Raw genomic sequence first — 23,685 nt, 5'->3', positions numbered from 1 at the left:
CCGTTTGCTTCAAGTTGACGCACGCGCTGGTCGATCGCGGCGGCGATCCGGTGCTCGTCGGCAAATCTTCGCTCCTTGCCGGGCACCTGAATCTGCCCCGTTGCAATACCTGAGGCAACCGTTTCAACGATTTTCGCATAGCGATAGAAGCCGGCAAACTCACGCGCCAGAAGATTGATGGCGGCGTTTTCCAGCTCCGTCATCAGGCGATGGAAGTCAGGCATATGGTCGACCATTGCCGCCATGATCTCCGCTTCGTCCAGCCCTGCGGCCTGGAAACGTTGCATCTGCGCGTCGATGCGCTCAGCGAGCTCCCGCTGTTGCGGTGTAATCGATGCAGCAGCCTCGTTTGCCCGGCGTTTTGCCTCACCCATGCGATTCTCCGTGATCGGTCCGCCGGACTTCCCGTGGGGCGAATGCTGCGCATGGCAGCTATACGTCCGGCCGTGTCTGCCCCGGCCGGGCAATCCTGCTCCACCACGCTGGATCGGCATAGAACGCGGCCAGCGCATCGATGTCGACGTTGGCACCGCCCGGCGTGAACTCGAATGCCCCGAACAGGTTGATGTGCTGCCAGGCGACGGGCGACATGCTGGCGATCAGCGCCATTGCGGCATCGTCGCTCGCGGCGCGCTTCTGCTCGTACACCCGCGAAAGCAATGCCGTGTTGTAGTGAATGATCGCATTGGCAATCAACCGCGAGCATTCATTCCAGATCTGCTGTTCAGCCTCTGTCTGCACGCGAAACCTGCCAGCGTTGACGAAGGCAATCGCACGGCGCAGGCGGTGATAGGCTTCGCCGCGGTTCAGGGCTTTCTGCACACTCTGGCGCAACCCGACATCATCGATGAATTCCAGAATGTAGAGCGTGCGGCACAGATTGTCGAGTTCCCACAGCGCCTTCTTTGTCTGGTTCTGGCGGGCATAATTGCTGAGCTTGCGTACGATGGTTGCCTGCGTCACATTCTTCTGCGCGAGCGAGGCCATGATGCGCTGGATGTTGGGCCACTCGCGGATAATCAGTTCGTCGTCGGACCTGCGCGACGGCCGGATCAGCCAGTCTTCATTGTAATGACCCGGCGGGTGACGGGCGACCAGGCGATCGATCTTTTTGTGCAGATTGCGATAGCGCGGCGCGAACTGGTAGCCGAACGTGAACAGCGTGAAGAAATTGACCTGATTCGTGCCATGCGTGTCGGTCGAGTGGCGATCGGGCTGGATGTCGGACGTGTTGTTGTAGAGCAGGTCGAATACGTAATGGGATTCGTGCTCGTGTGTGCCGATGATGGTCGCATTGGCCGGTACATGATTGGCGACCAGCGTGCTGGCGCTCACGCCCTTGTCCAGACCGAAGTACTTTGGCGAGTATCGGGCGTTGAACGTGTCGATCTGCGTTTCGAAACGCTGTCCATCGCTGCTCGAATGAATCTCGTCGCGGATGTCGAACAGCCGGAACGCCGGCAGGCTGGCCGTGGCGTTGCTGATCGCATCGTTGGCCCCATGCAGGGTTTCCGGGCGCAGGTAGTTCCTGGCGGCGGTGAGCAGGCTCGCGTAGCTCAGGCCCGAGACTTCGGCCATCCGGCGCAGCCCCATGTTCGTGCCCATGGCGACCACGCAGGCGAGTATTTCACGTGGATCGGCATCCTGGCGTGCGTTACGTTCGAGCACATGAGTGAATGCCTTCAGGAAATCCGTACGGCCCGCGACGAACCACAACAGATTGGCGATGCTCACGCCTGGCAACTGGCCGTAAAACGATCCGTTGACCGTTTCGTCGATTTCAGGGTAGAGCAGCGTCCACCGGCGCACGCCCTTGCGCTGGCCGATGTTGATGTGCGTGTTCTCGCCGCTGTCGATACGCTCGTTGACGCGTTTGAAGCTGGCGTCGATTGCATCGTGGAACATCGTCAGGGTCTGTTCGATGGGCGCGAGCAGAACCGGCGCGCCGATGTCCCTGAGCAGCGCGTCCTTCTGTTCCCAACGGACATCGCTGATCAGATCGTCCTCGAACCGGCGATACTCCGTGCTGTCCTCGCCGTACACGTCACCCGCTTCAAGCGCATTGCGCAGGAGCCGATAGACGAGGAATTCATAACGGTCGACATCGAGCTGTTTCTTCCGGCCCGGCTCCGATGTATAAAGATAACGCTGCAGGTTCTTCGGGATCAGCGCCACGGGAAACGTGGCCGGTTTCACCTGCCGCAGCGAGCGGCCATTGCGCAGCAGATCATGCAGGAATGCGATGGCCTCTAGGAGCGGCGCATCCTCGATGCGACCGGAGAACTCAAGTTCACAGAACAGGTGCCGCAGGTTGCGCTTGATTTTCGCTGACAGCGTTGCGTAGTGCGCCCACTCGAAGCCGGCGCGATCAAAGGCGACGTTGCGCAGATAGCCCGACACCGGCTCGAACTGCTCGCGCTCGAGTAGCGCAAAGGCCTGCTTTCGAACTTTCGAGAACGGCGTGCTATCCGCAATCGTCTCGTCGACGAACAGGCCCAGCACCTTGCCCGCGGCCTGAAGGCGCGAACCCGCATCAGACTGCGCCTTGAGCATGGCCTCCTGGGCTGCAGCGCGAGCCCACTTCTCGTACTGGCGAACAAGATGGATGAATGCATCGATCAGGTTGTCGTTGATCTGCCGGAACCGGTGAAACGCAAAGCACAGCAGATAAAGTCTCGCGACCCGCGCCGGCATGCGTCCGAGCTTGTAGACGGTGTAGTACCGGACGAGCGACGCGTAATACCGGCCACTCTCGGTTGAGATGCCGGCGAGCTCGAGAAAGCTTCGGGCAAATTCGTGCAGGCAGGCGAAGGACTGTCGGCGGGCCACTTCCTCGCGCAGTTCACGCCAGCTGAAATCCCGCGGTTCGCGCTTCAGAAGCGTGATCCGGTAGGCGGATTCGTCGGCCTGCAGCAGCGCGTCAATCTGGTGTGCGATGTCTGGCGTGAGCGCCTCATCCAGCAGTGCAGTGATGCGCTGGCGCTCGCTGGTCACGACCCGACCGGTCATGTCCTGCAGGATGGCGTAGGCCGGGGCGACGATGTGTTGCTGGCTCAGGTACTGCAACATCTCGCGCAGGAGGTAGACAGGTTGCGTCGAGCGCATGGCGATACGCTGTGCGCGACGTTCAAGGTCCTCGCGCGCTACGCTGTCGCACAGGCGATATCCGGACAGATCGAGAATGGTGTCCCTCAGGGCTCGCCGTGTGGGACGGGACGGCAGACTGATAGTAGCCGGATCTACCTCGGGAAAGTGCCGCCGCACGACATAGTCCAGATCCTCCCGCACCGCCTCCAGGCTGTAATCGAAGAACTGCCGCTTCGCCCGGAAGTACCCAAGCTGCAGCGTCAGGTGAACGGCAACAGGTGTCGTGCGGGAGTGGACCGCACGCGACTCCGGTTCGTCGAGTTCAAAATACGTCTGACGCTCCTCGCCGGTAAAGCGCGGCACGCCATAGAGATCGTCGATCTCCTGCCGGGTGAGGATCGACAGACGGTGCGAGCGCTCCGGTGCATGCATGGGCGGTTTCTGGTTACCAGTTCGGGTCAGGCCATTCAACGCCTTCCCATCGCTTTAGTTCGCGAGGTGATATCGATTCCGGGGTGTGCCGTCCGTTCGCAGGCGTGGAATAACGGTCGTACATAAAGTCGAAGCTCAGCAGCAGCGAAGCCAGGCGACCCGCCCGCTCGGCCTTCGACCAGGAACAGAACATGGCGCCCCGGCTGTCGAGTTTTTCGAAGATGTCCGCAGTGGGATCGATTCGTAGCCAGTGATCGACCATCGCTTGCCCCTGCGCACCAAAGTCTTCCCGCAATGCCGCCTCGATGACCGCTTCCAGCGAGTAGGTGATGGCCTGATGCCGCCTGGAATGGTCAAGGTATCCGAGTGAGACCCGAAGCATCCGATGCTGCACGAGGAGAACGGGCCAGAGAATCTCCACACCGTAGCGCACGCCCATTTCCTCGTAGCCTTCGGGCGGTTGCAGGATTTCCCGCTGCTGCTCATAAACCTTGCGCACATCATACGCGAGGCCTAGAAATGGCCCTTCTTCCTGCGGGATCAAGGGAGAGCGTTCATTGACGTCATGGACGACCTCGTGCAGCTCGATGAGCGAATGGTAGTCGCCGACGAGCAAAATGCCGGCATGATTTTTCAGCAACTGATAGTCAAGCACAGGCGTCTCCTTCCACATCAAAACGGTGCAAATTCGAACTCTGGCCTGGCGCGTACGAGCTTGCAGCGTTTCAGGTTCCTGACATCTTCGAACGCTGCAAGGTCCTGCTCGAGAGTCCAGATGTTGTTCTGGAATTCCCCGATCTCGCTGGCAAGATCACGCAGGACCGTATCGGGTGATATCGGGCCGAACGGATCCATCCCATACGCATCCCGGAAGGCCGATTCGACGTGAAGGATTTCCTGATCGAGTTCGCGCACCTGACCCCGCAGGATCGTGTTGTAGTGCTTCAGCCGCTCCTCACTCAGGCCGTTGAGCGCGTGCTGGTCAATGTGCTCGAGTTCAAGCTGCAGTTCCAGTAACTGCAGCAGATTGTTTTTCTGGTAGACCTCGTTCACACGCTGCATCAGACAGGTCTTGCGCTCCCGCTCCTGAGGGTCGGTTTCACGATCAGGATGCAACGCGCTGGCCAGTTTGCGGTAAACCTCGCGCAGGGACAGGTTGACCTGCGCCTGCTGCTCCTGTGCCCGCGCCTCGGCGGCCTGCTGTCTGGATGATTTTTTCCGTTTCGCACGCCGGGTATCGCGTTGCACATTCTCGCTTTCCCATTGCGCCTGGGCCTGCTGGAGATGGACCTGCGCACGCTGCAGCAGATCTTCCGGGGAATTCAGGTCTTCATCGTCTCCCAGGTCAACGCCGAACATCGTCTCGATCATGCTCTTCATCCCGTCGACCTCAGCGGCCACCTGACTGTCGTAGCTCTCTGGACTGTATCTGTCGTGGATGATCTTCATCTGCCCTTCGTCGTCTTCGCCGCCTATCAGCTCGCCCGCCAGATCGACAATCACGAGCGCCACCTTGCGGCGTTCAGCCTGGGTCAACTGGTCATGGGCCTGGTCGAGACGGCGCGCCATCCGGTGCCTGCAACTGTGCCGACGTTTTATCGAGGGGCAGAATTTCATCGACATATTGCTTCTGGAAGACTGGCGTCACCGTTTCCCAGTCGCGCAGGCGCTTGCGTCGTTTGCCTATCTGCCCGATCAGTGAGTTGAATGTCTTCCGGGCTTTTGACAGTGCTGACGGAGTGTGGTCGTGCGCAATGCTGATGGACCGCGATGTGCTGGTCATGAGGAGATTTTCGCTGAAGACAATGGAAGGCAATCGCTGCGCACATTTTACCCGACGGCACAGCGTCTGAATCGGTCCGTCGGTCACATGGAGGTGAGCGCTCTCGAATGTCTATCGCTAAGGCTTATTAGCGATAGACTTCTGTTTTATACTAAAACTTCCGTTTTGCAAAACGCGTCTCACCTGGCTGGCACACCATCGCGCTGTCGTATCTATAATCGAAAGATGCCGAACATAGACCCATCCTTCACATTTCCCGATACCCCGTCGTTATCCGTGCTGCGCGCGTGGTACGCTGGCATGGGTTCGCGTGAGGCTGTCGAGCGCTATCAACCTGAAGCGCTCGGGGACGGTACGTCAGCACGCGGCGTAATCGGCCGCATTCGCCGGCAGATCGTCGAATTTGCCCTCAGTCGGCATCGCGAGGATGTGGCCAGACTCTTCCAGTGTCCCGCGGATGAACGTGAGTCTTATCGCAAGGCGGCCAGCCGGGCGCTTGATATACTGCCATCGCTGCAGATCCCACAACCTCAGGTCTCTGACCAGGTCGACGTCTGGCTACCGGCACGGGTTGTAGCAGTCCTGCATCGGCACGGTATCCATACGCTCGCCGATCTGACCGTACGCATCCCCCGCCGGCGGCGCTGGTGGCTTCCGGTGGCCGGACTCGGCGAGCGCAGCGCACGCTGTATCGAAGCATTCTTTGCGGCTCATCCCGCGCTCACCGAGCGGGCGCGCGCACTGGTTGCCGTTACATCCCCCGAGGGTGTGGTGCCGTGGGAAAACATCCTCGTACCACGCGAAGTCGATGGTTCGCGCGGCCTTTTTCGTGCGCCGAAATCCATGTGCGCGCTCGAGGCCGATAACGACTGGCAGGCCATCAACGCGTGGCTCGAACGGCACGAAGCCCGTGACACGCAGCGCGCCTACCGCCGCGAGGCAGAACGGCTGCTGTTGTGGGGCATTGTCGAACGCGGCAAGGCGTTATCGTCACTGACCAGCGAGGATGCGGCGGCCTGGCGTGCCTTCCTGCGCCACCCCGCGCCCCGCGCTCGCTGGGTTGCACCCGCGCGGCCACGATCGTCGCCCGAATGGCGGCCGTTTACGGGGGCACTGTTGTCAAACGAACTAAAGTTGGTACGAAATTGTACTAAAGTCGAGACTTTTTCGATTCGGCAACGCAATCGGAGGGAGTGAGCCTTATGTCACAACGGTTTTCGGTCAATTGACGTAAAGATGAAACTCTTCGGAACAATCGATGATCGCACGGAGCTCGTATGACTTCACTCCACGAGCCACTGGGATTCACTGGGTTCAGTTGGTCACGAGCCACAGCACTTCTTGTACTTCCTCCCCGATCCACATGGGCATGGATCGTTTCTGCCCATCTTCGGTTCGTTCTTCACGGGCACAAGGATGTGCTCGCCCGCCGTCTTCATGAACGTGTCGCGATGCGCGAAACACTCGAAACATCGCGGATGCTGCTGACAGAATGCGGCCCAGAGTTGGGCGAGATGCATAGCGGACGAAGTTCGAAGGCCGAGGAAAGATCATCATATTTGACGGTGACCATGACTTTGTCTTCATCTGGATGCTTTTGCTTTTTGCGGGGACCGCTGCGTCGCAGGCGAGCGTGTGGGCGATTTTTGCGAGGCGGTTGAGCGGATCGCTTTCGGCGTATCTCCACGCGCTTTGCCAGCCGGTTTTGTGGCAGCGATGGATTTGACTACCGCCCTGGGCGTCGCCTCTTTGCCTTTCGAGGTCGATTTTGCGCTCGATGCCGGTTTCTCTGGCGGCGATGGTTTGGCAACCCGGTCCGTTCGCGGGGCGGACTGCCTGCCTGTCCGTTTGCGGGTGACAGGTGGTGCGGCGAGCGGCCCGGTGTCAATCTCGATACCGAAGACGTCGCCCAGGGCCGCGTCCTTGAGGACCTTGCCCGACGCGGGCGCGGTTCCCGCTGCGGACAATCCGGCCCCCGTGCTGCTGATGAGATCGGTGGCATCCACACCCCGCAGCGTGAAGAGCAGTTCGGGCTGCTGGTCGAGCCGTGCGCCTACGCCATACAGCACTGCGGCAACATGCTTGCACATCGACGCCCAGTCCGGGCAGCCGCAATCGAACCGGATTTCTTTCGGTGTCGGAAACAGTCCCGTGCCTAGCTTGCAAATCCGTTCCATTACCGCACCCGAGAGCTTGCCCTGCAGCAGCTCGACCATGGAATCGATCGATGACGTACAGCCGTCGACCAGCGTACGCCAGTGTTGAGGGGTGCACGCGGCGACGTCGACATTGACCGTGTAGAGGCTCGAGCCCATGACCTGCGCATGGACTTTTCCTGAAGTGATCTGCAAATCGACCACCGATCCGTTGCGCACGTAGGTGCGCCCGCGCGGCAAGCGGTTACCGTAGTCGCTGTAGCCCTCCAGATTATCGCACCACGTCTTGCCCCAGAAGGTTTTCGCGATGGCGCCGCGATACGGCGGGATCGGCGACAGTGTCTTGCCGGCCTTGACGGTTTTCGCGACCAGCTTTGCAGCTTTTCGTCGGCGCTCAGCCACCGGAACGTAAGGTTTCCACCCACCGTAATAACCCATTGGACTCACTCTTTGTGATCAGTTTTCCTGAGCGGAATGTATATCGAGCCTGACGAGATCCAGCAACTCCCGATCGCTCATTTCAGTGAGCAGCAGCTCCGCTCCGCCTTCGAGCACATCCGTCACCAACTGTTGTTTCGTTTCGATCAACTGGTCGATCCGATCCTCAACGGTGCCCCGGCAGACGAACTTGTGCACCAGCACGTTGCGGCGCTGGCCGATGCGAAAGGCCCGGTCTGTCGCCTGATTTTCTACGGCCGGATTCCACCAGCGATCGAAATGAATCACGTGGGAAGCCGCAGTCAGATTCAGCCCCGCTCCCCCTGCCTTGAGCGACAGCACAAAGAAGGGCGTCAATTCGTCTTCCTGAAATTGCCTGACCAGTTCGCGCCGCTTGCCGACAGGGGTGCCGCCATGCAGGATCAAACCTTCGCGGCCAAACAGTGATCCCAAAAATGCGGCCAGGGGCTCGGTGGTTTCGCGAAACTGAGTGAATACCAGTACCTTCTCCTGCTTCGCGGCAATCACCTCGACCAGTTCCCGCAGACGCGCAAATTTACCACTGGCCTCAGGCTTCCATGCCGCATCGCCGAGCCACTGGGACGGATGGTTGCATATCTGCTTGAAACGCATCAGGTAGCTCAATACGAGCCCTTTGCGCTCAATGCCTTCTGCCCCGTCGAGCGCAGCGGCCAGGTCATTGACCGCGCGCTCGTACAGCGCGGCCTGAAACGGGCTCAGGTGGCACCAGGCCTTAAGCTCGGTTTTTTCAGGGAGATCGGCAATGACGTTCCTGTCCGTCTTCAGGCGGCGCAGGATGTATGGTCGCACAAGCGAGCGAAGCGGACCGAAGTGTCCGGCTTTCGCGAGACGCTTGCTGAATCCGGCAAAATCCTTCGCCGAGCCCAGCAGGCCCGGATGCGTGAAATCGAAGATGGACCACAAGTCCGAGAGGCGGTTTTCGACAGGGGTGCCGGTCAGGGCGATGCGCGCCTGAGCCTGAAGCTTCTTGACCTGCCGGGTTTGCCTAGCCGCGGGGTTCTTGATGGCCTGTGCTTCGTCGATGATCGCAAGACGCCAACGGATCCTCTCGAGCGCAGGCTGGCGAAGCAGCGCGCCGAAACTGGTGATGACGAGGTCGGTTTGGGCGAGCTTCGCCTCATCGAGGTCGCGCAGGACCTCGGTGGGCGTGACGGAGGGGTGGGCGACTAAGACACGCAGACCGGGCGCAAACCGTTCGGCTTCCCAGGCCCAGTTGGCCAGCAGGGAGGCCGGCGCGACGAGCAGGCTTGGCTGCGGAGCGGGCTGTTCGCGCTTCAGGATCAGGAGCAGCGCGAGGACCTGGATCGTTTTGCCGAGCCCCATGTCGTCTGCCAGACACGCGCCCAGTTCGAGGCGGCTGAGCAGGTAGAGCCACTGCACGCCCGCCTGCTGGTAAGGCCGAAGCTGCGTGCGCAGCCCGGGGCCGGGTTCGACGTGCGCCAGGCCTTGCGGCTGACGCAGGTTCTGAAGGGTTTCGGCCAGCCAGGATCCGGCGACGACTTGTGCCCAGTCGTGCTCTTCCTGCACATCGGCCTCATCGCCCGATACGCCGGCCAGCAGGCGTAGCGCGTCGTTGAATGGCAGCCCCGATTGTGCGGCCCGCCCGAGATCTTCGAAGCGTTGCAGAAGACGGCCGAGCCTATGGGTATCCACCTCGATCCAGCGTCCTCGGATCCACTGTAGACCGTCGGCACCCTTCAGCAGTGTCCGTACTTCGGCGGGGCTTAATAGTTCGCCCTCGAGCGAGACCGCGACGTTGAAATCAAGCAAGGCATCCTTGCCGACGAGCGACGGCGGTTTCGTGCCCACGCTGGCCGTGACGCCCGGCCTCGCGGGACGACCCGTCGTCCACGTACCGGGTAGCCGGACAATGATGCCGGCGGCCTCGAGTGCCGGCAAATCCTGGAGCAGGTGCCAGGCCTCGGTGGGCGTCCAGCGCAACGGATGATAGATCTCGCGCGACTCAAGCAACGCGCGCACCCAGTCGCAGCGTTCGGCCGCCTGCTGAACAGGACCCAGCAGCGAAAGAAGCTGTGCCTTGTTGCGCGCGCCGGAGAATTCCTCGAGCGAGCGCGACAGGGGCTGATGCTGGGTCTTGCCATGCGCCGAGACGCGCGTCGTATAGGTGGCCAGAAAGGCGAAGGGGGCGTCCGGGTCTTTCCGGTTCTCGGCAAGATTGAAGTGAACCCGGCCCACCAGATTCCAGGTGGGGTGACGCGATTTGAGAAATGCCTGAAGCGAGCCACCCGCGCTGGCCAGCTCCTGGCGCAGGGCGTTGCCGATCTCGCGCCACAGTGCCGCGAGCACTTCCGGCGTGAGATATTCGGCGCCCGTCATGGGCGGCGCATCCTCGATCATCTTTCCGATGTCCTTGGCGTTCGGTTCGATGACTGCGATGTTCCCGTCGGTGAGCGTCGTGCATAACACGGTGACGTAACGCATGGCAAAGTCCCGCCACCAGCCCCAGGCGGGGGGCAATGCCCGCCCGATTACTGTGCTGCCGAGATGGAGCAGGCCGTGGCCTGCTCCGGCCTGGAAAGCGCGGTCGAGCGCGATGTCTTCCGGCACGGGGGGCGCATCGGTTTGCGGCATAGCAAGAAGATGACCTGCGGGCGTAACGGTGGGAGCAAGATGATCCGTATTGATCGAAGACATGATGATCGAAGGGGCAGGTTTCACTGCAAATCAGACTGTGTCCGCGGTTTCCCGATGCAACGCCCGAAGGCCTCAGCGAACTGCCGGGAGCGCCTGAGGTCGTCTGCGCGCAGGTACATCGAGGTCGTTGAGATGGACGAATGGCGCAGGTTCTCACGTACGCTCGTCAGCTCCGCGCCGCGACCGAGTGCGTGAGTCGCATGCGTGTGGCGCATCCAGTGCGGACTCGCGCGGCGCAGTTTTTCTGCCAGGAGCGGATGCTCTCCCTCAAGTACGCCAGCGGCTTCCCTAAAAAACCGGCGCATGACGCGCCACAGATGCGCGCCCGTAATACCTGCGTCCTCATGCTCGCCAAGGCCGGCGAGGATTGGAGTGGCCGGGTTCCAGCGCTCCCGTGAGACCGGCAGGCTTCGTTCAAGCAGATATTGATCAAGCGCATCGGTGGCCAGCGGCGGTAACGTCACCCTGCCGGGTTTGCTGCCTTTGCCAATGAGGTGAAGCCAGGGGTCGCCGTGCCCGTCAGGACGGATGTCGCGCAGCACGGCACCGACGAGTTCGCTTGCTCGCAGGCCCGTCGCGTAGCCGAAGTCGAGCAGGAAGCGCAGCCTCCGTGCAGCAGGCGCGGACCAGCCATACGACCATTCGAGACCGTCTGCAATGGCCCGCAGCAGCAGCCACTCGCCTTCGGTGAAGCCGCGCGCAGTGTCGAGCTCGGGGCGCAGGGCTGTACCGCGCACCTTGATGCCGGCAAAGGGGTTGGCCAGTACGTAGCGCTGCTCGATGAGCCATCGATACAGCGCCGAGAGGACCGTGAGTGCGTAGGCGGTCGAGCGCGCCGACAGGCCGCCCGTGAAGGGGCGCCATTCGACAGAATCGCGCGGGCGCGGCGGACCAACCCACCGCTCACGTGGCGAGGGGCGCCGTACAAACGTCCGGTATGCAATCGCGTCATCAGTTGTTAGCGACGAGAACGCGCGGCCCCGCTCAACGAGGGCCCAGAGAATCAGGCGCTCGGCTTCCTTGCGGTAGGCGCGCTGCGTCGTGACGGTCTCGTGCAGCGCGAGCCACGCCTGCACGGCTTCGTAGTCGTTCGTGGCATTGAGCGTGCAGGTCTCGCGCGGGGCGCCGCGCAACGTGCCCTGCGAACCGTCGACTTCATGCGGCAGCCGTAGCTGCTCCCACGGCGCGATACCGGCTGGGTGCGTAAGCGTGATCAATGCGCGGGCACGCTCAGTCAAGGCTGGGCGCGCCGCGAAAAACGCTTCGATGGCCCGAGCGCTGCTCGCTCCGAGCCCCCTGATCCTGGTCCACCACTGGCGCCGGCGGGGAATGCGTACCGTCAGATCCGTGAGTGTGCGGATGCCGTGAGCATGCAGCGCCCGCACTGTGCGCGGCGCAAACCACAGCGCGACGTCGTCAGTCACTTGCGGTTGCGGCAAAGGCAACGAGCCAAGCATCCTGATCGTGCGCTCGACCGTGTCCGCCCGAGCGTGTCGTTGTGTGGTCGTATGCTCGAAGACGGCTGCCAGATCGGGGCGATGCCGGCTATGCGCAAAGGCAATCAGTTGCCGGCGGATGTCGCCTATGAGACCCCTCGACGATTCCCCTGCCGCCCTGCGCCCGCCCAGGTAGCGGGCCATGGCTGCGCGCGAGGACAGGCCTGCGTACCAGGCGCGAAGCATGGCGAGCTCGTCGACATCGGGGAAACCCTGCCCTGCGGGCTCCTGGGGGTGACGCGTTTCGATGGTGTTAACTTTTCATCCAAAAAATGAATAACGCGATAACGTGAATTATCTCACTACATCGATTTCTTCGAAATTTTTTCGAGTGTAACAGGATGGTGTACCGTCCTGAAAAGGCGAGTGCAGGCGCGCCAGTTCTGCCGGTCGCATGAGTAGCGCGTGAAACAGATATTTTTCTCGGGCACGCATGAACCGCACGATGCGCGTCCACGCGCGGGCGGATCTGGCCAGATCGTGCGCCAGCCACGCGGACATCTGCTCCCTCCACTGCTCAGGAGGACATTCAGCGGGACGGTGTGGTGCATGGGCCAGCCACCCGGTCAGGCCCATGGCCGGCATGTGGGGCTCGCGTTCTGGTGCGAATGTGCGCGAGAAGCCGTACCAACTGATTGACCAGCCCAGCGCCGTGGCCAGATCGGCATTCACGTCCTGGGTGTGGATGACCATCGCGCCGTAGCGGTCTGGCAGGGGTAGACGCGTCAGGGCAATCCGGCAGGTATCCCCAAAGAGGTCGCGACCGACATGCTTCAGAACCCGCTCGTATTCCCGAAAATCGTTATCAAAATGCGGCCAGTCGGCGCTGGCCCAGGCAATCACTTCCGCTCCGCTGCCTTCGCCTGGTGACGGAGCAGGTCGGATTTTTTCAACCATGTCGAGCTCGACGCGATACCGCCCGGATAGCTCCACAAGTGAGGGGGGCGGTACATCGTAAAGCCGGTTCAGCATCTGGATGCAGCGGGCTAGTCCTGTCATCCGGATCTCGATGCCTGCAGCCCGTTGACGCGCGACTTTTCCGGTGGCGGGAGCACATGACGGAAACGGCGTGGCGATGACCGGCATCATCGCATCGGCGAGATGGATCTGCCAACGTTTGAAGATTCGGGCCAGTCGGCCTTTGACGGGTACGCAGCGGCCGGCGGGACGATTGAGTTGCCGCACCCAGAACGTGCCGCAGTGGGAGCACGATAAAGGGTGCCTTGTCAGACTGCTGTCGAGCGCATACGGTATGACCGCCGCGCATTTGTGGCAGCCACTGCGCAAGCGGGACCCATGTGTCGGGCATCGTTCGACGAATCGCCACTGAAACCACGCCGCGTGAAACCCCTGTTCAAGACACCCGGGACAATAGCGCAATTCGGTGGCCGCCCATGTCAGTGCCGGGTGGGCCGAGGGCAGACAGAATCCGTTCGGCACGGCCGCCTCCGCAATCTCAAGCAGGCTACAAAGTCGGGAGGGAACAAACCGGTCGGCACGCCGAAAATCCACGCCCCCACTACTGGCTTCACTGGCGCGTACGGCAACGAGGCTTGCCAGCGCGTGCAGCGGCAGCCGGTTGAACAGCGAGAATTTCGACACCCGCATCCACATGGATTCGCCATCGCTGCTCCAGTCGGGACGGGTCGTATAGCGCGCCTGGTCAATATGCGTAGGCAACACCAGCGGTTGCCAGGCGTGATCGCTCCAGTCGGGCGGTATAGCGACCGTGGTAGTCATGACGCGAGGCTCAGCGCGGTGTGATGGCGGACAGTATCGGCCGACCTGCCTTTTGCCCCAGCACATAACGACTTTGTTCGACCATCTCGTTCCAGAAGAGCGTGTCGAACTTCAGGGTTTCGCTGTCGCGGGATGAACCGAGCAGGAGCGCGGCTTCGACCGAGGCGGTGAAGTATTTCATGGGCACATCCACCGGGCCTTCCAGATTCGCCTTGATGTGTGCGTCCTCGAATGCATCCCACAAACGGGTTGCAGATTCTGCCAGACGCAGCCCCGCTGCGTACGCCCTGGGAACGAAGAATCGCGCATAGCTCCAGCCCGAGTTCGCGGGACATTCGCCGCTGTCATAGGTCGCGAGAACGGCCGCACATTCGGCTGCACTGACAATACCCCGAAACGCGAGCTCCTCGACCATGAATCGCGCTACAATCTGCTGCTTGTCCTGCGCCTGGAAGACAGACTTCTGTGCGAGCAACTGCGGTTGCCCCACTAGAAAAGTGAACAGCCGCAACGCGTTGCTCTCCATCTCATCGTGCAGGTCACGCAGCCATTCGTATTCGATTTCACGCAGGTTCTGCGCTTCGTCTGCGAACAGGATGACACGATCGTCCCCCTTGTTCTCGGCCACCTGTCGCAGCTTGTGCAGCAGACGCCCACGCAGTGCCGCCCGGGACGCACCGCTTTGCGCGGGATGCTTGACGGCATGCAACAGTGCCGAAAAGAAGTTGTTCTCGGAGGCCGTTTGTGAGCGCGGGCAGCGCAACACATACACGGAGGTTTTCGGATATCGCCGTTCAAGATCCTGGCGCAGGAATTCGATGGCGTAAGTCTTCCCGATACGGGGGCGACCGTGAATCAGAGCCCCGGTGATGTAGAGAAACAGACATTCATCGATGAGCTTGCGAAAGGCAGCGATGGAGGGCGTGGGAACCCGATACTTGCGCCGGAAAAGCGGATGTTCGTCGTAGGCGATGGGACGGCGAATGTCGTCGGACATGCAGGTTCTCCCTGTCAGCGGTTTTGTACCTTCAGATCCCCCAGATCAACGGGCATTACCACGACATCTGCCTGGCGACAACGCGTGGGCGTCTGGGACGCAACCGCCGACGCGCTATCCGGCCCGTCATCTGCGGGCTGCTGCGAAAGTTGCATGATGGCAGTGGCCTGTTTGCGGCCGCGTTTTCTGATGTTACGCTGGGCTTCGGAGAACACCTGTACCGGATTCTGCTCGCCGGCAAACTTGAGCTTGCCCAGCCGCCGCTGTCGCAGGATATGCTTGCGCACCCGCATGGTATGCCGGCTGTAGCGCCAGCCCTCAAGAACGCTGAGATGGCCGAGCTCGGCACCGTTGGGCAAATAGGCCCACGCCTCGCGCATGTCGGCAGGATTCGGATAGACGCGAATTTTTTCACCGCTGAGCCCGGCCGTGCGCTGCAGGACCTCGTTGCTGTACCTCGCGCCGTAAAGGCTGATATAGGGCGCGACGCCACGTGCCACGCTGCCTCGTACCGCGCACAGATGAACCGGTTGCAATTGGTGCAGCCGGGCGCGCAGCAACTGGGGCAACGTACGCACGGCAGTCTGCTGATAGTCGATGGCCAGTTGCAGCGCTTCCAGCGGCGTGCGTCCGTTCAGGCCGTCGTGTGGCGTTGCGTGATAGTTCGCGATGGTCACATCCAGCAACTCCTCGAGCTCGGGCAGGGTGATCAGCTGTTCCACGGTTACGCGTCTGCCGCGCTTGCCCGCCGGATCCTCCGAGTTGCGACCGGTGGTGCCAACCACCTGTCTGGACATGCGGTCCGTCAGCGTCAGGAAAAAACGCTCGATGAAGGGTCGTGTCGTTGGTTGCCCGACAGGCCCGGCTTCCAGCCGGCAACCGATGAACCTGCAGGCCGGAAGGAAAGTTTCCTCGCTCAAGTGTGCCGCCGCGTTATCGACTTTCAGGACATCCCAGCATGCGCCGGCGACTTCCGGGCAGGCTTCCGACGCGAAACCGGCCCCCGGACGATAGGTCAGCCCGGTAATGAGTAGCTGGTCACGTTTGCGGCGTGGACGCAGTGCGTCCTGCATCGCCGCAAGTACATCGTGGTGGTTGTATTCGGGCGCGGGCACGACCTGCCAGCCTAGCACGATGCGGGTGCAGACATCGATCAGCGTAACTACAAACAAACGCTCCGTTTCAAGATCGACGCTGATGCCGGAGGGTTCAGTAAAACGAACCCTCAGCCGCAGGTCCAGCTTGTGGCCATCCAGTTCAACCACGGAAAACGGACGGATGGTGGTTTCCCAGGCGCACTCGCGACTGTCCATGCGTCGTACCGGTACCCTCGCTTCGAGGCGGCGTTTCACCCAGCGCGCCAATGACCGGTATCCCATCTCATCCTGGCTGAAGGGATAGGCCTGTGTGCCCAGACCGGCTTCCCGGCAGGCGGCGATCAGCTTTGACTGAATATTTCGTAGCCCATAGAGCCTTCCGTTCTTTGCAATACCTAGCGTACCAGCACCGACTTCGCGCTCCAGAATCTGGGCCAGTTGAGGCAGCCGTTCGAACAACTGCCCCAAGGCGCCAGTAAGACCCCCGCGCTGTGAGCGCCGAATCGCTGGCGCAATACGGCGGTAGCTTTTCGTTCGGGAATGCGGAATGAGCGCGCGAAAGCCCTGGATCCTGCCATCGGGATGGGGCGCAAGACACCGCTTCAGAAGCCGCGTCAGTGTGCTCCGGTTGATGTCGAACTGCCGCTTCAGCTCGGCAGGCGGCGTGCCACGCAGGTACGCCTGGATGGCACCTTCGCGTTTCTGGTAGACCAGTAGGCGAGCAGGATCAATTGCCGATGGATCGACCCCGGGCCACGCGCTGCAATCTGCCAGTTGTTCGGGAATGTCACTGCGCATCATGCGTTTGCTCACGATGATATCGGTTCACCCGTGTGTGCCGGCTGAACGCAAGCGTGACCAGATCTGGACTGATGAGCTGACCGCCATGCAGTCCGGCGATGACCGCCGTTCGGACAAGCACCGGGTCGATACGGGGAAAGCCCTGTTCCGCTTCATCCACTGTCGCGGAACGTTCAAAAAACTCGACGACGTTCGCGAGCAATGTAGGTTCGATCAAATGTGCACCTGTCGCCAGATAGGGAAGCAATAGCATCCAGTTTTGGATCCAGATGCGATGACGTTCGATTTCCTTCGTGGAAATGATTTCGACATCTGGCGCGGACCGGCCGGTTAGCGCGGCGGGTTGCGGTTTGTGTGCTTCGTCCTGTGCGTCGGCACTATCATCAACGCTCAGCCACCGCTCCCTGCCGTCACGCATGATCCAGAAGTCAGCTAACGGCTCCGTCACGGCCTCGACGGATAGTGCAGGCCGCTCACAGTAGCTCGATACCCCGGGATTTGCCTCAAGAATGATCCACAGGCGAAGCTGCATTACCGAGGAGAAAAGAATCGGACGTCGCAGTTTTGGTGCCCAGGCATGATGGAGGGTCTGTCTGGGAAGGCGCCGAATGGGCAAGGGAATCGGGCTGGTCATGACATAAAGTTGGAACGTCCAGAATGCTTCAACTTTAGTTCAATTTCATGCGAAGTTCCAACTTTAAGTCAATCAAAATTGACACAAAATTGGAACTCAGACCGGAGAGTTGCCTGTCTGGCGCGGGTTTCAGTCCAGATCAAGGTTCCATGTTTAGTTCGTTTGACAACAGCGGCGTTCATCGTTGTGGGGTACCAGTACGAAATCGTAGATCAGTTGTTCCTGCAGGTTGTACAAGCCGCTCACCATGCCGCAAGGGTAATGCCGGGTCGTCTCCCGCGGAGTTTTATAGACGTATTCCAGCAGGCTGCGGGGCGCATTGATTTTCGAGCCGTCTATGGCGAAAACGCGATGCCCTTTCCAGGTCGGGGTATCCCGGTGAGCATGCCACAGTGAAATCAGTTCGTTGTTGAGCGTTTTAAAAATGGCTTCTGGAAGCTTTTGCCGGGCCTCACACAGCGACGAAGCCGCAACAGCATCGGTACGGGGCAGAGTGATCCCTTTGTCCGAACAGGACTCCCAGAGTGCGCACAGACTGCTGCCATATCCCTGCCTGTTGATTTGCACGGAAATCTGACCCCAGGGGTCAGATTTCCGTGCAAATCAACACCCTTGAGTGCAAAATGCTGTCGAATCGGGCCGGAGTTCGAGAGGAAGCGCTGGTGGTTCTGGTGTCAATCAGTCAGCGCGTGTCCATCCGCCGCTGACCGGTTTTCCGGAAATCGCGAGCACGCAAATTAGGCAAACCTCGATAGATACCGACCAGCAGACATGACCGATAAGTTCGCTTCAAAACTCGTACCCATTGAGTTTCCACAGCCATCCTATGGCGCCGTGATCATAAACAGGATGCCTGAATCCGAGCACGGGAATCAGAAAACCGTGCATCACCAAAGTGATGAGGATGCCGTACCCCGCCCCGAATCCCATTCGGATTTTAGGCCAGTACCGAGCCCCGGCAACGTAGATAAAGGCAAAGGCGAAACTGAACAGCCAGTGATAGAGCATGACAGCACCGGGAATTGTCACGCTCTGGTAAGCATAATCCAGGGAATGTGCGTTGATGCCGAGGCCACCTAACCAGCCGTCTATATTCGCTGCGGGCGGCGACAATTCGCCCGGTACCCGGGGCGGCATATTCGCTTCCGTACCCGATTTCACTAGAGAACTGAAAAAGCCTCCCAGCAACGTGCCCCATACGATGATTTTACGATTACCCAGATTGTTCACCATGCTGAATTTCTCTCCATAAAAGGCCACAGCGCTATAAAAGATTCTGGTGCAAAATAGGTAAGAGTGTTGGGAATGTTCTTACATATAGGATATCTTATCAAAACGCCTCCTCGAGCGCCCGAATGCGGCGATCCAATTCCGTTGTGACATAGATGGAGGTCGTCGCCGGCGAGACATGGCCAAGGTTTTCCTGCACGATGTCTAGTGGCGTGCCCGCTTCGATGGCCCGCGTGCCAAATGTGTGCCGCAGCCAATGCGTCGACGCTTTTGCCAAGCGTGCGGCCGCGTGCGGATCTTCAAGCAGCAACGCCCCGGCGGCACGGGTAAATATCAGCTTGAACGCCAGCGCCAATGAGCGCGGTTCGAGCGGCCGCAAATCCTCGCCCGAGACACGGCCGATCAGCGGCGTGGTTGGATCACTGCGCGTCGGATCCTCCGGCAAACCTCTTGCCCGCAAGTATCGCTGCAAGGCCGCAAACGTTTTGCGGGGGATCGGGATCGTACGGGCTTTGCTGCGCTTGCCGATCACATCAAGTGTCCAGGCGGTGCCGATCTCGTCGTCAATCCACTTGGTGTTCAATCCTCCGAGGGTGGCGGTGGCTATTTCGGCAAGCCGCAATCCCGTCGAGCAACCCAGGATGAACATGAAGCGCGCACGCTCGGCGATCGCGTCTCCCGCATCCCGTTCGATGTGGCCGAGCACGTAAGCGCATTGGGCGCGCGTCAAGGCGTGATCAGCCTTGATGCGCACCGCCTCTCGCTCCACCGCGCTCGCTTTGACACCCGTCCACGGATTGAAGTCGAGATAGCGCATCTCGACGAGCCACTGAAACAAGGCTTTTAAAACAGCACAAGCGGTCGCCCGGCTCGCCGGCGACAACGGCCCGGCGAACGGCCGCCAATGCGGTGACCACCGCTGTGTTTTGCGTGGGCCGATCCAGTTTTCGGGCGGCGCCAACAAAAATGTCCGATAGGCGGTGATGTCCGCGACATCCAAGGACGATAGCGGCTTACCACGCTCGACAATGGCCCACAGCAGCAAGCGCTCGGCCTGCGTGCGGTAAGAGCGCCACGTATGAGAATCCGGCTCGTGTAGCGCGAGCCAGGCGCGAATCGCGGCCAGATCGTTCTGCGCCCCTGTCTGATTGCGGCCTTGCGCGGCGCGGTTCGTCCCGCTCCCCCCTGAAAGCGCCTGCGGCACATCCAGCAACTCAAGCGGCGCGAAAGGGCTTGCCGCGACGCGCTCGGCAATCAATGCGGCGCGTGGCACCTGCCGCAATGGTTGTATCGCACGAATGCTCAACGCACCCAGCGTGGCGCGGTTCGCTTCAATCCAGCGCACCACGCGCCCTGCCCCCTCGGCGCCGATTCCGGGCACTTTCACGAACCAACGGTGGCCAAGACTGTTGATGGCGTCGATCAACTGCTGCAAGCGCGTGAGGCCCACCGCCTCGAGGCGCGCGGCGGTGGTGGGCTCAAGCCATCCTGAAATGGCGTGATGCAGGGCCGGCGCCTCGGCCACGGATAGTTCGAGGCGCCGCAGGGCGTCAAGACGCCTGGCGTGAAGACTGCGCCCGCGGCGTAGCTGGCGAGAAGGGTGGGCTTCGGGATACTGCTCGCGAAACAAAGCCAGCAATTCGGCTTCATCGAAGACTTCCTGGGGGTCGACCTGCTCGCGAAACTCAGCCAGCGATGGTGTGCCCGACTCCGAGTGGCCCTCCTGCCCCAGACTCTTGGGCAAACGCAGCAGCCGCATCGCCGCTCGATCGCCGGTGCGGCGTGCGGCAGCGGCGAGCTCGTCCTGCAGCCAGCGCACCAGGCTGCGGACACGCCGCGGATCGCGGCCGCAATCCAGATAGGTATCGGCAAGCGTTGGCAGGTCGATCGCGCTCGGGCCCTCCAAATAAGCACGATAGAACGCGAAGTGCGCCAAGCTCAGTCGGCGGTCGGCTTGGCGAGTTGATGTCCGAATAGATGACTTCGCAGAGGTCGTCACGGTATTGGCGCGCCCGATTCGTCCGAGGTGTCGTCCGCGCCAAACTCCAGTTCGATCTCTTCGATGCTCGGGAGATTCGTTTTGAGGCGCTCTGGTAGAGAATTGACTAACTGATATTCTGCGACGCCGATCGGCTTGCTCGTGTTACGTAAGGCATATTCGGCAACAACCCGATTCTTACTTTTGCACAGCAACAAGCCGATGGTTGGCTCATCGGCCGGATGCTTGACCAGCTCGTCGACAGCGCTCATGTAAAAATTTAACTGGCCGACATGTTCGGGTTTGAACGCCCCGGCCTTGAGCTCGATGACCACGTAGCACCGCAGCTTGAGGTGATAAAAGAGTAGATCAATAAAAAAATCGTCGCCGCCAACCTCGATGGGTACTTGCCGGCCGACGAAGGCGAACCCTGCGCCCAACTCGATCAAAAACGCGGTGACGTGTTGCACCAACGCTTGCTCGATGGCCCGCTCTTGCGCATCAACGCCCAAACCGAGGAAATCAAAGCGATACGGGTCTTTCAATGACTCACGGGCGAGATCGGATTGGGGCGCGGGAAGTCGCTGCGCGAAATTGGTCACAGCGCGGCCTTGCCGCTCCAGAGTCTGCGCTTCGATGTACAAGGTCAACACACTGCGTGACCAACCATGTTCCACCGCGCCGTTAGCGTAGGCGAGGCGCCACTGCGGGTCTTTAAGACGGGAGAGCAAGACCAGATTATGGCCCCAGGGCAATTGTCCAACAGCCTGTTGGACAATTGCCGCTTCTGGCCAGGCATCTGCAAACGCGCGCATGTACATCAAGTTTGCGCGGGAGAAACCTTTCATATCCGGGAAAGCAGCCCGCAAGTCTCGCGCAAGACGCTCGATCACCTTGCTACCCCACCCCTGCTCGGCTTGCTGCCTGCGAATGTCTCGACCGATCTGCCAGTACAGCAAAACGAGCTCGCGGTTGACGGCGAGTGAGGCGCGTTGCTGTGCCGTGTGGATCTGTGTCTTGAGCGCCGCAAGCCACTGGCGATAATGATCGGAGATGAGATCGTGATCCATAGTGATGGCGCCGTGCGGCGTGTGATTATTCATATGCGTTGATTTCACCAGATCACCGCCCACCGAGGGGCGTGCTTGCGTCGAGCGAGCACCCGCGGGAAGCACGGTGTGGCGCATCGAGGGCGAACTCGAATAATAGCACCGCCCGCTTGGCCGAGAAACGATCTGCTACTAATGATTATTATCATAATCAGAAGTGGCAGATTTTTAGCCCTTCTCCCCACCTTACCCGCTCGCCTTGCCATAAGCACCGTGTTGACAAGCACTTAGGCGCCGATCCCACCCATGAATTGGGCAGCATTGTCCGTTAGTTGCATTACTGCCTCTCCATCCCGTCCTGGTCGATCAGCGTGTGCCCAAGCAGCTGCGAGCGCCGGTCAACCTCCCAGCAACGCGATCGATAGTTATTGCATTCCGTTAATACTGAAAGGAAAGTCATAGCCATCTAGCCCCCCTGAAGTTGAAGTCAATGAAGGTAGGGAACTTCCGCCGCTACAAGAGCCCTCTCATGGTGACGTTCGACGATTTCACGGTGGTGTGGGAGGGCTGAGAGGATAGCCCTCACCCTACCCGATTCCCCCACCCTCTCCTCCCTTCACGCGCACCCCGCTGGCCGCATTCTCTGTCATTGAACGCTCGTTGCGAGGCCAGAAGCGCTTGAAACGCGTCAGGCGGAACCGCTTTCCTTGTTTATGTCGGCTTTCATCGCAAAAGCAAGAAGCTCGTCCGTAGACGGCTCAGCCCCCCAAACCTTTGCGCTGAACCACTCTGTGAACGCAGTTTCCGCGGTCTTTTGCGTCAACTTGTTCCTTTTTATCGCGTCTGCAATCATCGGTGCCGGGTTCGTCGCAAGAAATGCGTCTAGTTCGCTCAACATATCCTGAGCAGGCATCTCTCGCCACAAGAGCAAGGCTTCGCGACGTCGATGCGCCAAAAACCTTGCGCGAAGTTTTTCGCGTGTGTCCTCTTCACTTTCGAGCGGCAGCGACTGTTGTTGCTGATGTTTCTGGGGCGGTTTTTTTTCTCGATATCCCTCTTTCAGGGCTGAGCGAAAATACGCCGCTACGCTGTCCAAAGGTGGGGACTTCGCCGCCCGCTTTTCTGTGAAGTCGATTGCAGCAAGAATCTCTGCCGAGTCGTTTTTTTCACAAATCCGTCTCGCCGCCTCTTGCCCGATACCTAAACGAATCACCCGCTCCAACAGCGCCCCGTCGTATGGGGGAGACTCTTCGTCCGTCACGCGATTCACCGGTTTTTTCTGCACGACAAACTGTAGCTCAGCGACCTTGTTGCCAATCTTGTGCTCGACTAGCTCGACTGTGAAATCCGCGTGAGTATTCACTTCCGCGATCGCTGGTCTCAGCACATCCCTCTTGAAATATTTGTACGGAGACGGCACTTCGCTTCGGTCGCCGATGATCGCCGGCATCCACCACTCAACGGGCTTTCGGGCTGTGCGGCCCCCCGGGCTGGTCAGATAGCGAGAGCAAATCTCGTACAACCCGATCGAAGCCCCCGTCTTCAACTTCGTGTGCATCACAAGCTTCAGCTGCGTCCACTGAGCGGGCTGCAGCAAACGTGCTCGGACGGGGCTGGAAAAAGACCATTCGACGATTGCTGCCACCCCCCTGCTCTTGGGTTGAATCACTGAGGCATGAGCAATCAACGCCGCCGCGGTCCAGATCTCGTCATCGTCCGTGCTGGTGTTCCACGTGATAGGAATAGACGCCATCGCTTCCAGATGCGCTTTCAAACGAGCGGTGTCGTTCGAGTTGTAATCGATGTAGCGCATAATCTCGCGAAGCGGCTTGCGATAAACGTCCCTCTCGCCCTCTTTCACAGTGAAGTGTACGAGCACGTTGAACAGACGCCGCACGATGAGCGTCAGCCCCCCCCCATGACTAGGGCTAATGCCGATGGTCTCGTTAGGGCGCTTAACGAGCTCGTTATCGATTAGAGAAGTGGTGTCTGTATGTTTCACAGACGAACGATATCCGACTGCGGTGAGAAAAAGCAACATCTTTTCTCACCGGATTAGCCCCTATTTTT

At 60.3% G+C, this 23,685-nt stretch carries 16 protein-coding genes and 2 pseudogenes; 1 reads left to right on the top strand and 17 read right to left on the bottom strand.

Annotated features, from left to right (window positions below; all coding sequences use genetic code 11):
• Positions 1-432: 432 nt before the first annotated feature.
• The 4 genes from SJQ66_RS11975 to SJQ66_RS11960 are packed head-to-tail and all read right to left on the bottom strand — an operon-like array spanning position 433 to position 5,302.
• Positions 433-3,519: a Tn3 family transposase gene (locus SJQ66_RS11975; protein ID WP_320533707.1), complete on the bottom strand. Its 3,087-nt coding sequence runs from the start codon at positions 3,517-3,519 to the stop codon at positions 433-435.
• A gap of 13 nt (positions 3,520-3,532) precedes the next feature.
• Entirely contained in the window at positions 3,533-4,174 is a 642-nt protein-coding gene (locus tag SJQ66_RS11970) for a DUF6904 family protein (RefSeq protein ID WP_320533706.1), read from the bottom strand.
• A 17-nt stretch (positions 4,175-4,191) separates the two neighbouring features.
• Positions 4,192-5,088, bottom strand: a complete 897-nt coding sequence (locus SJQ66_RS11965) for a J domain-containing protein (protein ID WP_320533705.1) — start codon at positions 5,086-5,088, stop codon at positions 4,192-4,194.
• Positions 5,060-5,302, bottom strand: coding sequence for a hypothetical protein (locus SJQ66_RS11960; RefSeq protein ID WP_320533704.1), 243 nt, complete (start codon positions 5,300-5,302; stop codon positions 5,060-5,062). The genes SJQ66_RS11965 and SJQ66_RS11960 overlap by 29 nt, the downstream gene beginning before the upstream one ends.
• A 225-nt stretch (positions 5,303-5,527) precedes the next feature.
• On the opposite strand from SJQ66_RS11960, the pseudogene SJQ66_RS11955 reads away from it, so the two are divergent.
• Positions 5,528-6,418: pseudogene (locus SJQ66_RS11955) on the top strand (phage integrase family protein); the annotation flags it as partial.
• A gap of 206 nt (positions 6,419-6,624) precedes the next feature.
• Here the strand turns inward: SJQ66_RS11955 and SJQ66_RS11950 are convergent.
• The 13 genes and pseudogenes from SJQ66_RS11950 to SJQ66_RS11890 form a co-directional block, all read right to left on the bottom strand.
• Positions 6,625-6,690 (bottom strand): SEC-C metal-binding domain-containing protein, encoded by a 66-nt coding sequence (locus SJQ66_RS11950; protein ID WP_320534411.1) that lies wholly within the window; start codon positions 6,688-6,690, stop codon positions 6,625-6,627.
• 195 nt (positions 6,691-6,885) lie between these two features.
• Complete coding sequence (locus tag SJQ66_RS11945) at positions 6,886-7,896, bottom strand: hypothetical protein (protein ID WP_320533906.1); 1,011 nt, start codon at positions 7,894-7,896, stop codon at positions 6,886-6,888.
• Positions 7,897-7,914: 18 nt separating this feature from the next.
• Positions 7,915-10,593: a DEAD/DEAH box helicase gene (locus SJQ66_RS11940; RefSeq protein WP_320534384.1), complete on the bottom strand. Its 2,679-nt coding sequence runs from the start codon at positions 10,591-10,593 to the stop codon at positions 7,915-7,917.
• Between the two features lie 20 nt (positions 10,594-10,613).
• Positions 10,614-12,275 (bottom strand): site-specific integrase, encoded by a 1,662-nt coding sequence (locus SJQ66_RS11935; protein WP_320533907.1) that lies wholly within the window; start codon positions 12,273-12,275, stop codon positions 10,614-10,616.
• Between the two features lie 108 nt (positions 12,276-12,383).
• On the bottom strand, positions 12,384-13,829 hold the full coding sequence (locus SJQ66_RS11930) for a hypothetical protein (protein WP_320533908.1): 1,446 nt from the start codon (positions 13,827-13,829) through the stop codon (positions 12,384-12,386).
• A 10-nt stretch (positions 13,830-13,839) separates the two neighbouring features.
• Positions 13,840-14,826 (bottom strand): ATP-binding protein, encoded by a 987-nt coding sequence (locus tag SJQ66_RS11925; RefSeq protein WP_320533909.1) that lies wholly within the window; start codon positions 14,824-14,826, stop codon positions 13,840-13,842.
• Positions 14,827-14,840: 14 nt separating this feature from the next.
• Positions 14,841-16,736 (bottom strand): integrase, encoded by a 1,896-nt coding sequence (locus tag SJQ66_RS11920; RefSeq protein WP_320533910.1) that lies wholly within the window; start codon positions 16,734-16,736, stop codon positions 14,841-14,843.
• Positions 16,711-17,358 carry a hypothetical protein gene (locus SJQ66_RS11915; protein WP_320533911.1) on the bottom strand — a complete coding sequence of 216 codons (648 nt, stop codon included), beginning with the start codon at positions 17,356-17,358 and terminating at the stop codon, positions 16,711-16,713. The genes SJQ66_RS11920 and SJQ66_RS11915 overlap by 26 nt, the downstream gene beginning before the upstream one ends.
• A 153-nt stretch (positions 17,359-17,511) precedes the next feature.
• Positions 17,512-17,925 carry a hypothetical protein gene (locus tag SJQ66_RS11910; protein WP_320534383.1) on the bottom strand — a complete coding sequence of 138 codons (414 nt, stop codon included), beginning with the start codon at positions 17,923-17,925 and terminating at the stop codon, positions 17,512-17,514.
• A 111-nt stretch (positions 17,926-18,036) separates the two neighbouring features.
• A pseudogene (locus tag SJQ66_RS11905) lies at positions 18,037-18,591 on the bottom strand (YagU family protein).
• A gap of 97 nt (positions 18,592-18,688) precedes the next feature.
• A complete protein-coding gene (locus SJQ66_RS11900; protein WP_320534382.1) occupies positions 18,689-20,587 on the bottom strand; it encodes a site-specific integrase in 1,899 nt (632 codons plus the stop codon).
• Positions 20,584-21,636 carry a PDDEXK nuclease domain-containing protein gene (locus SJQ66_RS11895; protein ID WP_046154652.1) on the bottom strand — a complete coding sequence of 351 codons (1,053 nt, stop codon included), beginning with the start codon at positions 21,634-21,636 and terminating at the stop codon, positions 20,584-20,586. The genes SJQ66_RS11900 and SJQ66_RS11895 overlap by 4 nt, the downstream gene beginning before the upstream one ends.
• Before the next feature lie 667 nt (positions 21,637-22,303).
• The gene (locus SJQ66_RS11890; protein ID WP_253466516.1) at positions 22,304-23,656 is read right to left on the bottom strand and encodes a replication initiation protein; all 1,353 of its coding nucleotides are present in this window, start codon (positions 23,654-23,656) and stop codon (positions 22,304-22,306) included.
• Between the last annotated feature and the right edge of the window lie 29 nt (positions 23,657-23,685).

It is taken from the genome of Robbsia andropogonis, from assembly GCF_034047095.1.
In the GTDB taxonomy this organism is placed as follows: Bacteria; Pseudomonadota; Gammaproteobacteria; order Burkholderiales; family Burkholderiaceae; genus Robbsia; species Robbsia andropogonis.
The sequence above is the reverse complement of the archived record's forward strand: the minus strand, read 5'-3'. Positions and strand labels throughout refer to the sequence as shown.

Bases quoted from the DNA above. Each gene is read 5' to 3' on its own strand.
- SJQ66_RS11975 (WP_320533707.1), bottom strand. From the start codon at position 3,519: ATGCATGCACCGGAGCGCTCGCACCGTCTGTCGATCCTCACCCGGCAG.
- SJQ66_RS11965 (WP_320533705.1), bottom strand. From the start codon at position 5,088: ATGGCGCGCCGTCTCGACCAGGCCCATGACCAGTTGACCCAGGCTGAA.
- SJQ66_RS11960 (WP_320533704.1), bottom strand. From the start codon at position 5,302: ATGACCAGCACATCGCGGTCCATCAGCATTGCGCACGACCACACTCCG.
- SJQ66_RS11945 (WP_320533906.1), bottom strand. From the start codon at position 7,896: ATGGGTTATTACGGTGGGTGGAAACCTTACGTTCCGGTGGCTGAGCGC.
- SJQ66_RS11940 (WP_320534384.1), bottom strand. From the start codon at position 10,593: ATGTCTTCGATCAATACGGATCATCTTGCTCCCACCGTTACGCCCGCA.
- SJQ66_RS11935 (WP_320533907.1), bottom strand. From the start codon at position 12,275: ATGCTTCGCGCCTGGTACGCAGGCCTGTCCTCGCGCGCAGCCATGGCC.
- SJQ66_RS11930 (WP_320533908.1), bottom strand. From the start codon at position 13,829: ATGACTACCACGGTCGCTATACCGCCCGACTGGAGCGATCACGCCTGG.
- SJQ66_RS11925 (WP_320533909.1), bottom strand. From the start codon at position 14,826: ATGTCCGACGACATTCGCCGTCCCATCGCCTACGACGAACATCCGCTT.
- SJQ66_RS11915 (WP_320533911.1), bottom strand. From the start codon at position 17,358: ATGACCAGCCCGATTCCCTTGCCCATTCGGCGCCTTCCCAGACAGACC.
- SJQ66_RS11895 (WP_046154652.1), bottom strand. From the start codon at position 21,636: ATGGATCACGATCTCATCTCCGATCATTATCGCCAGTGGCTTGCGGCG.
- SJQ66_RS11890 (WP_253466516.1), bottom strand. From the start codon at position 23,656: ATGTTGCTTTTTCTCACCGCAGTCGGATATCGTTCGTCTGTGAAACAT.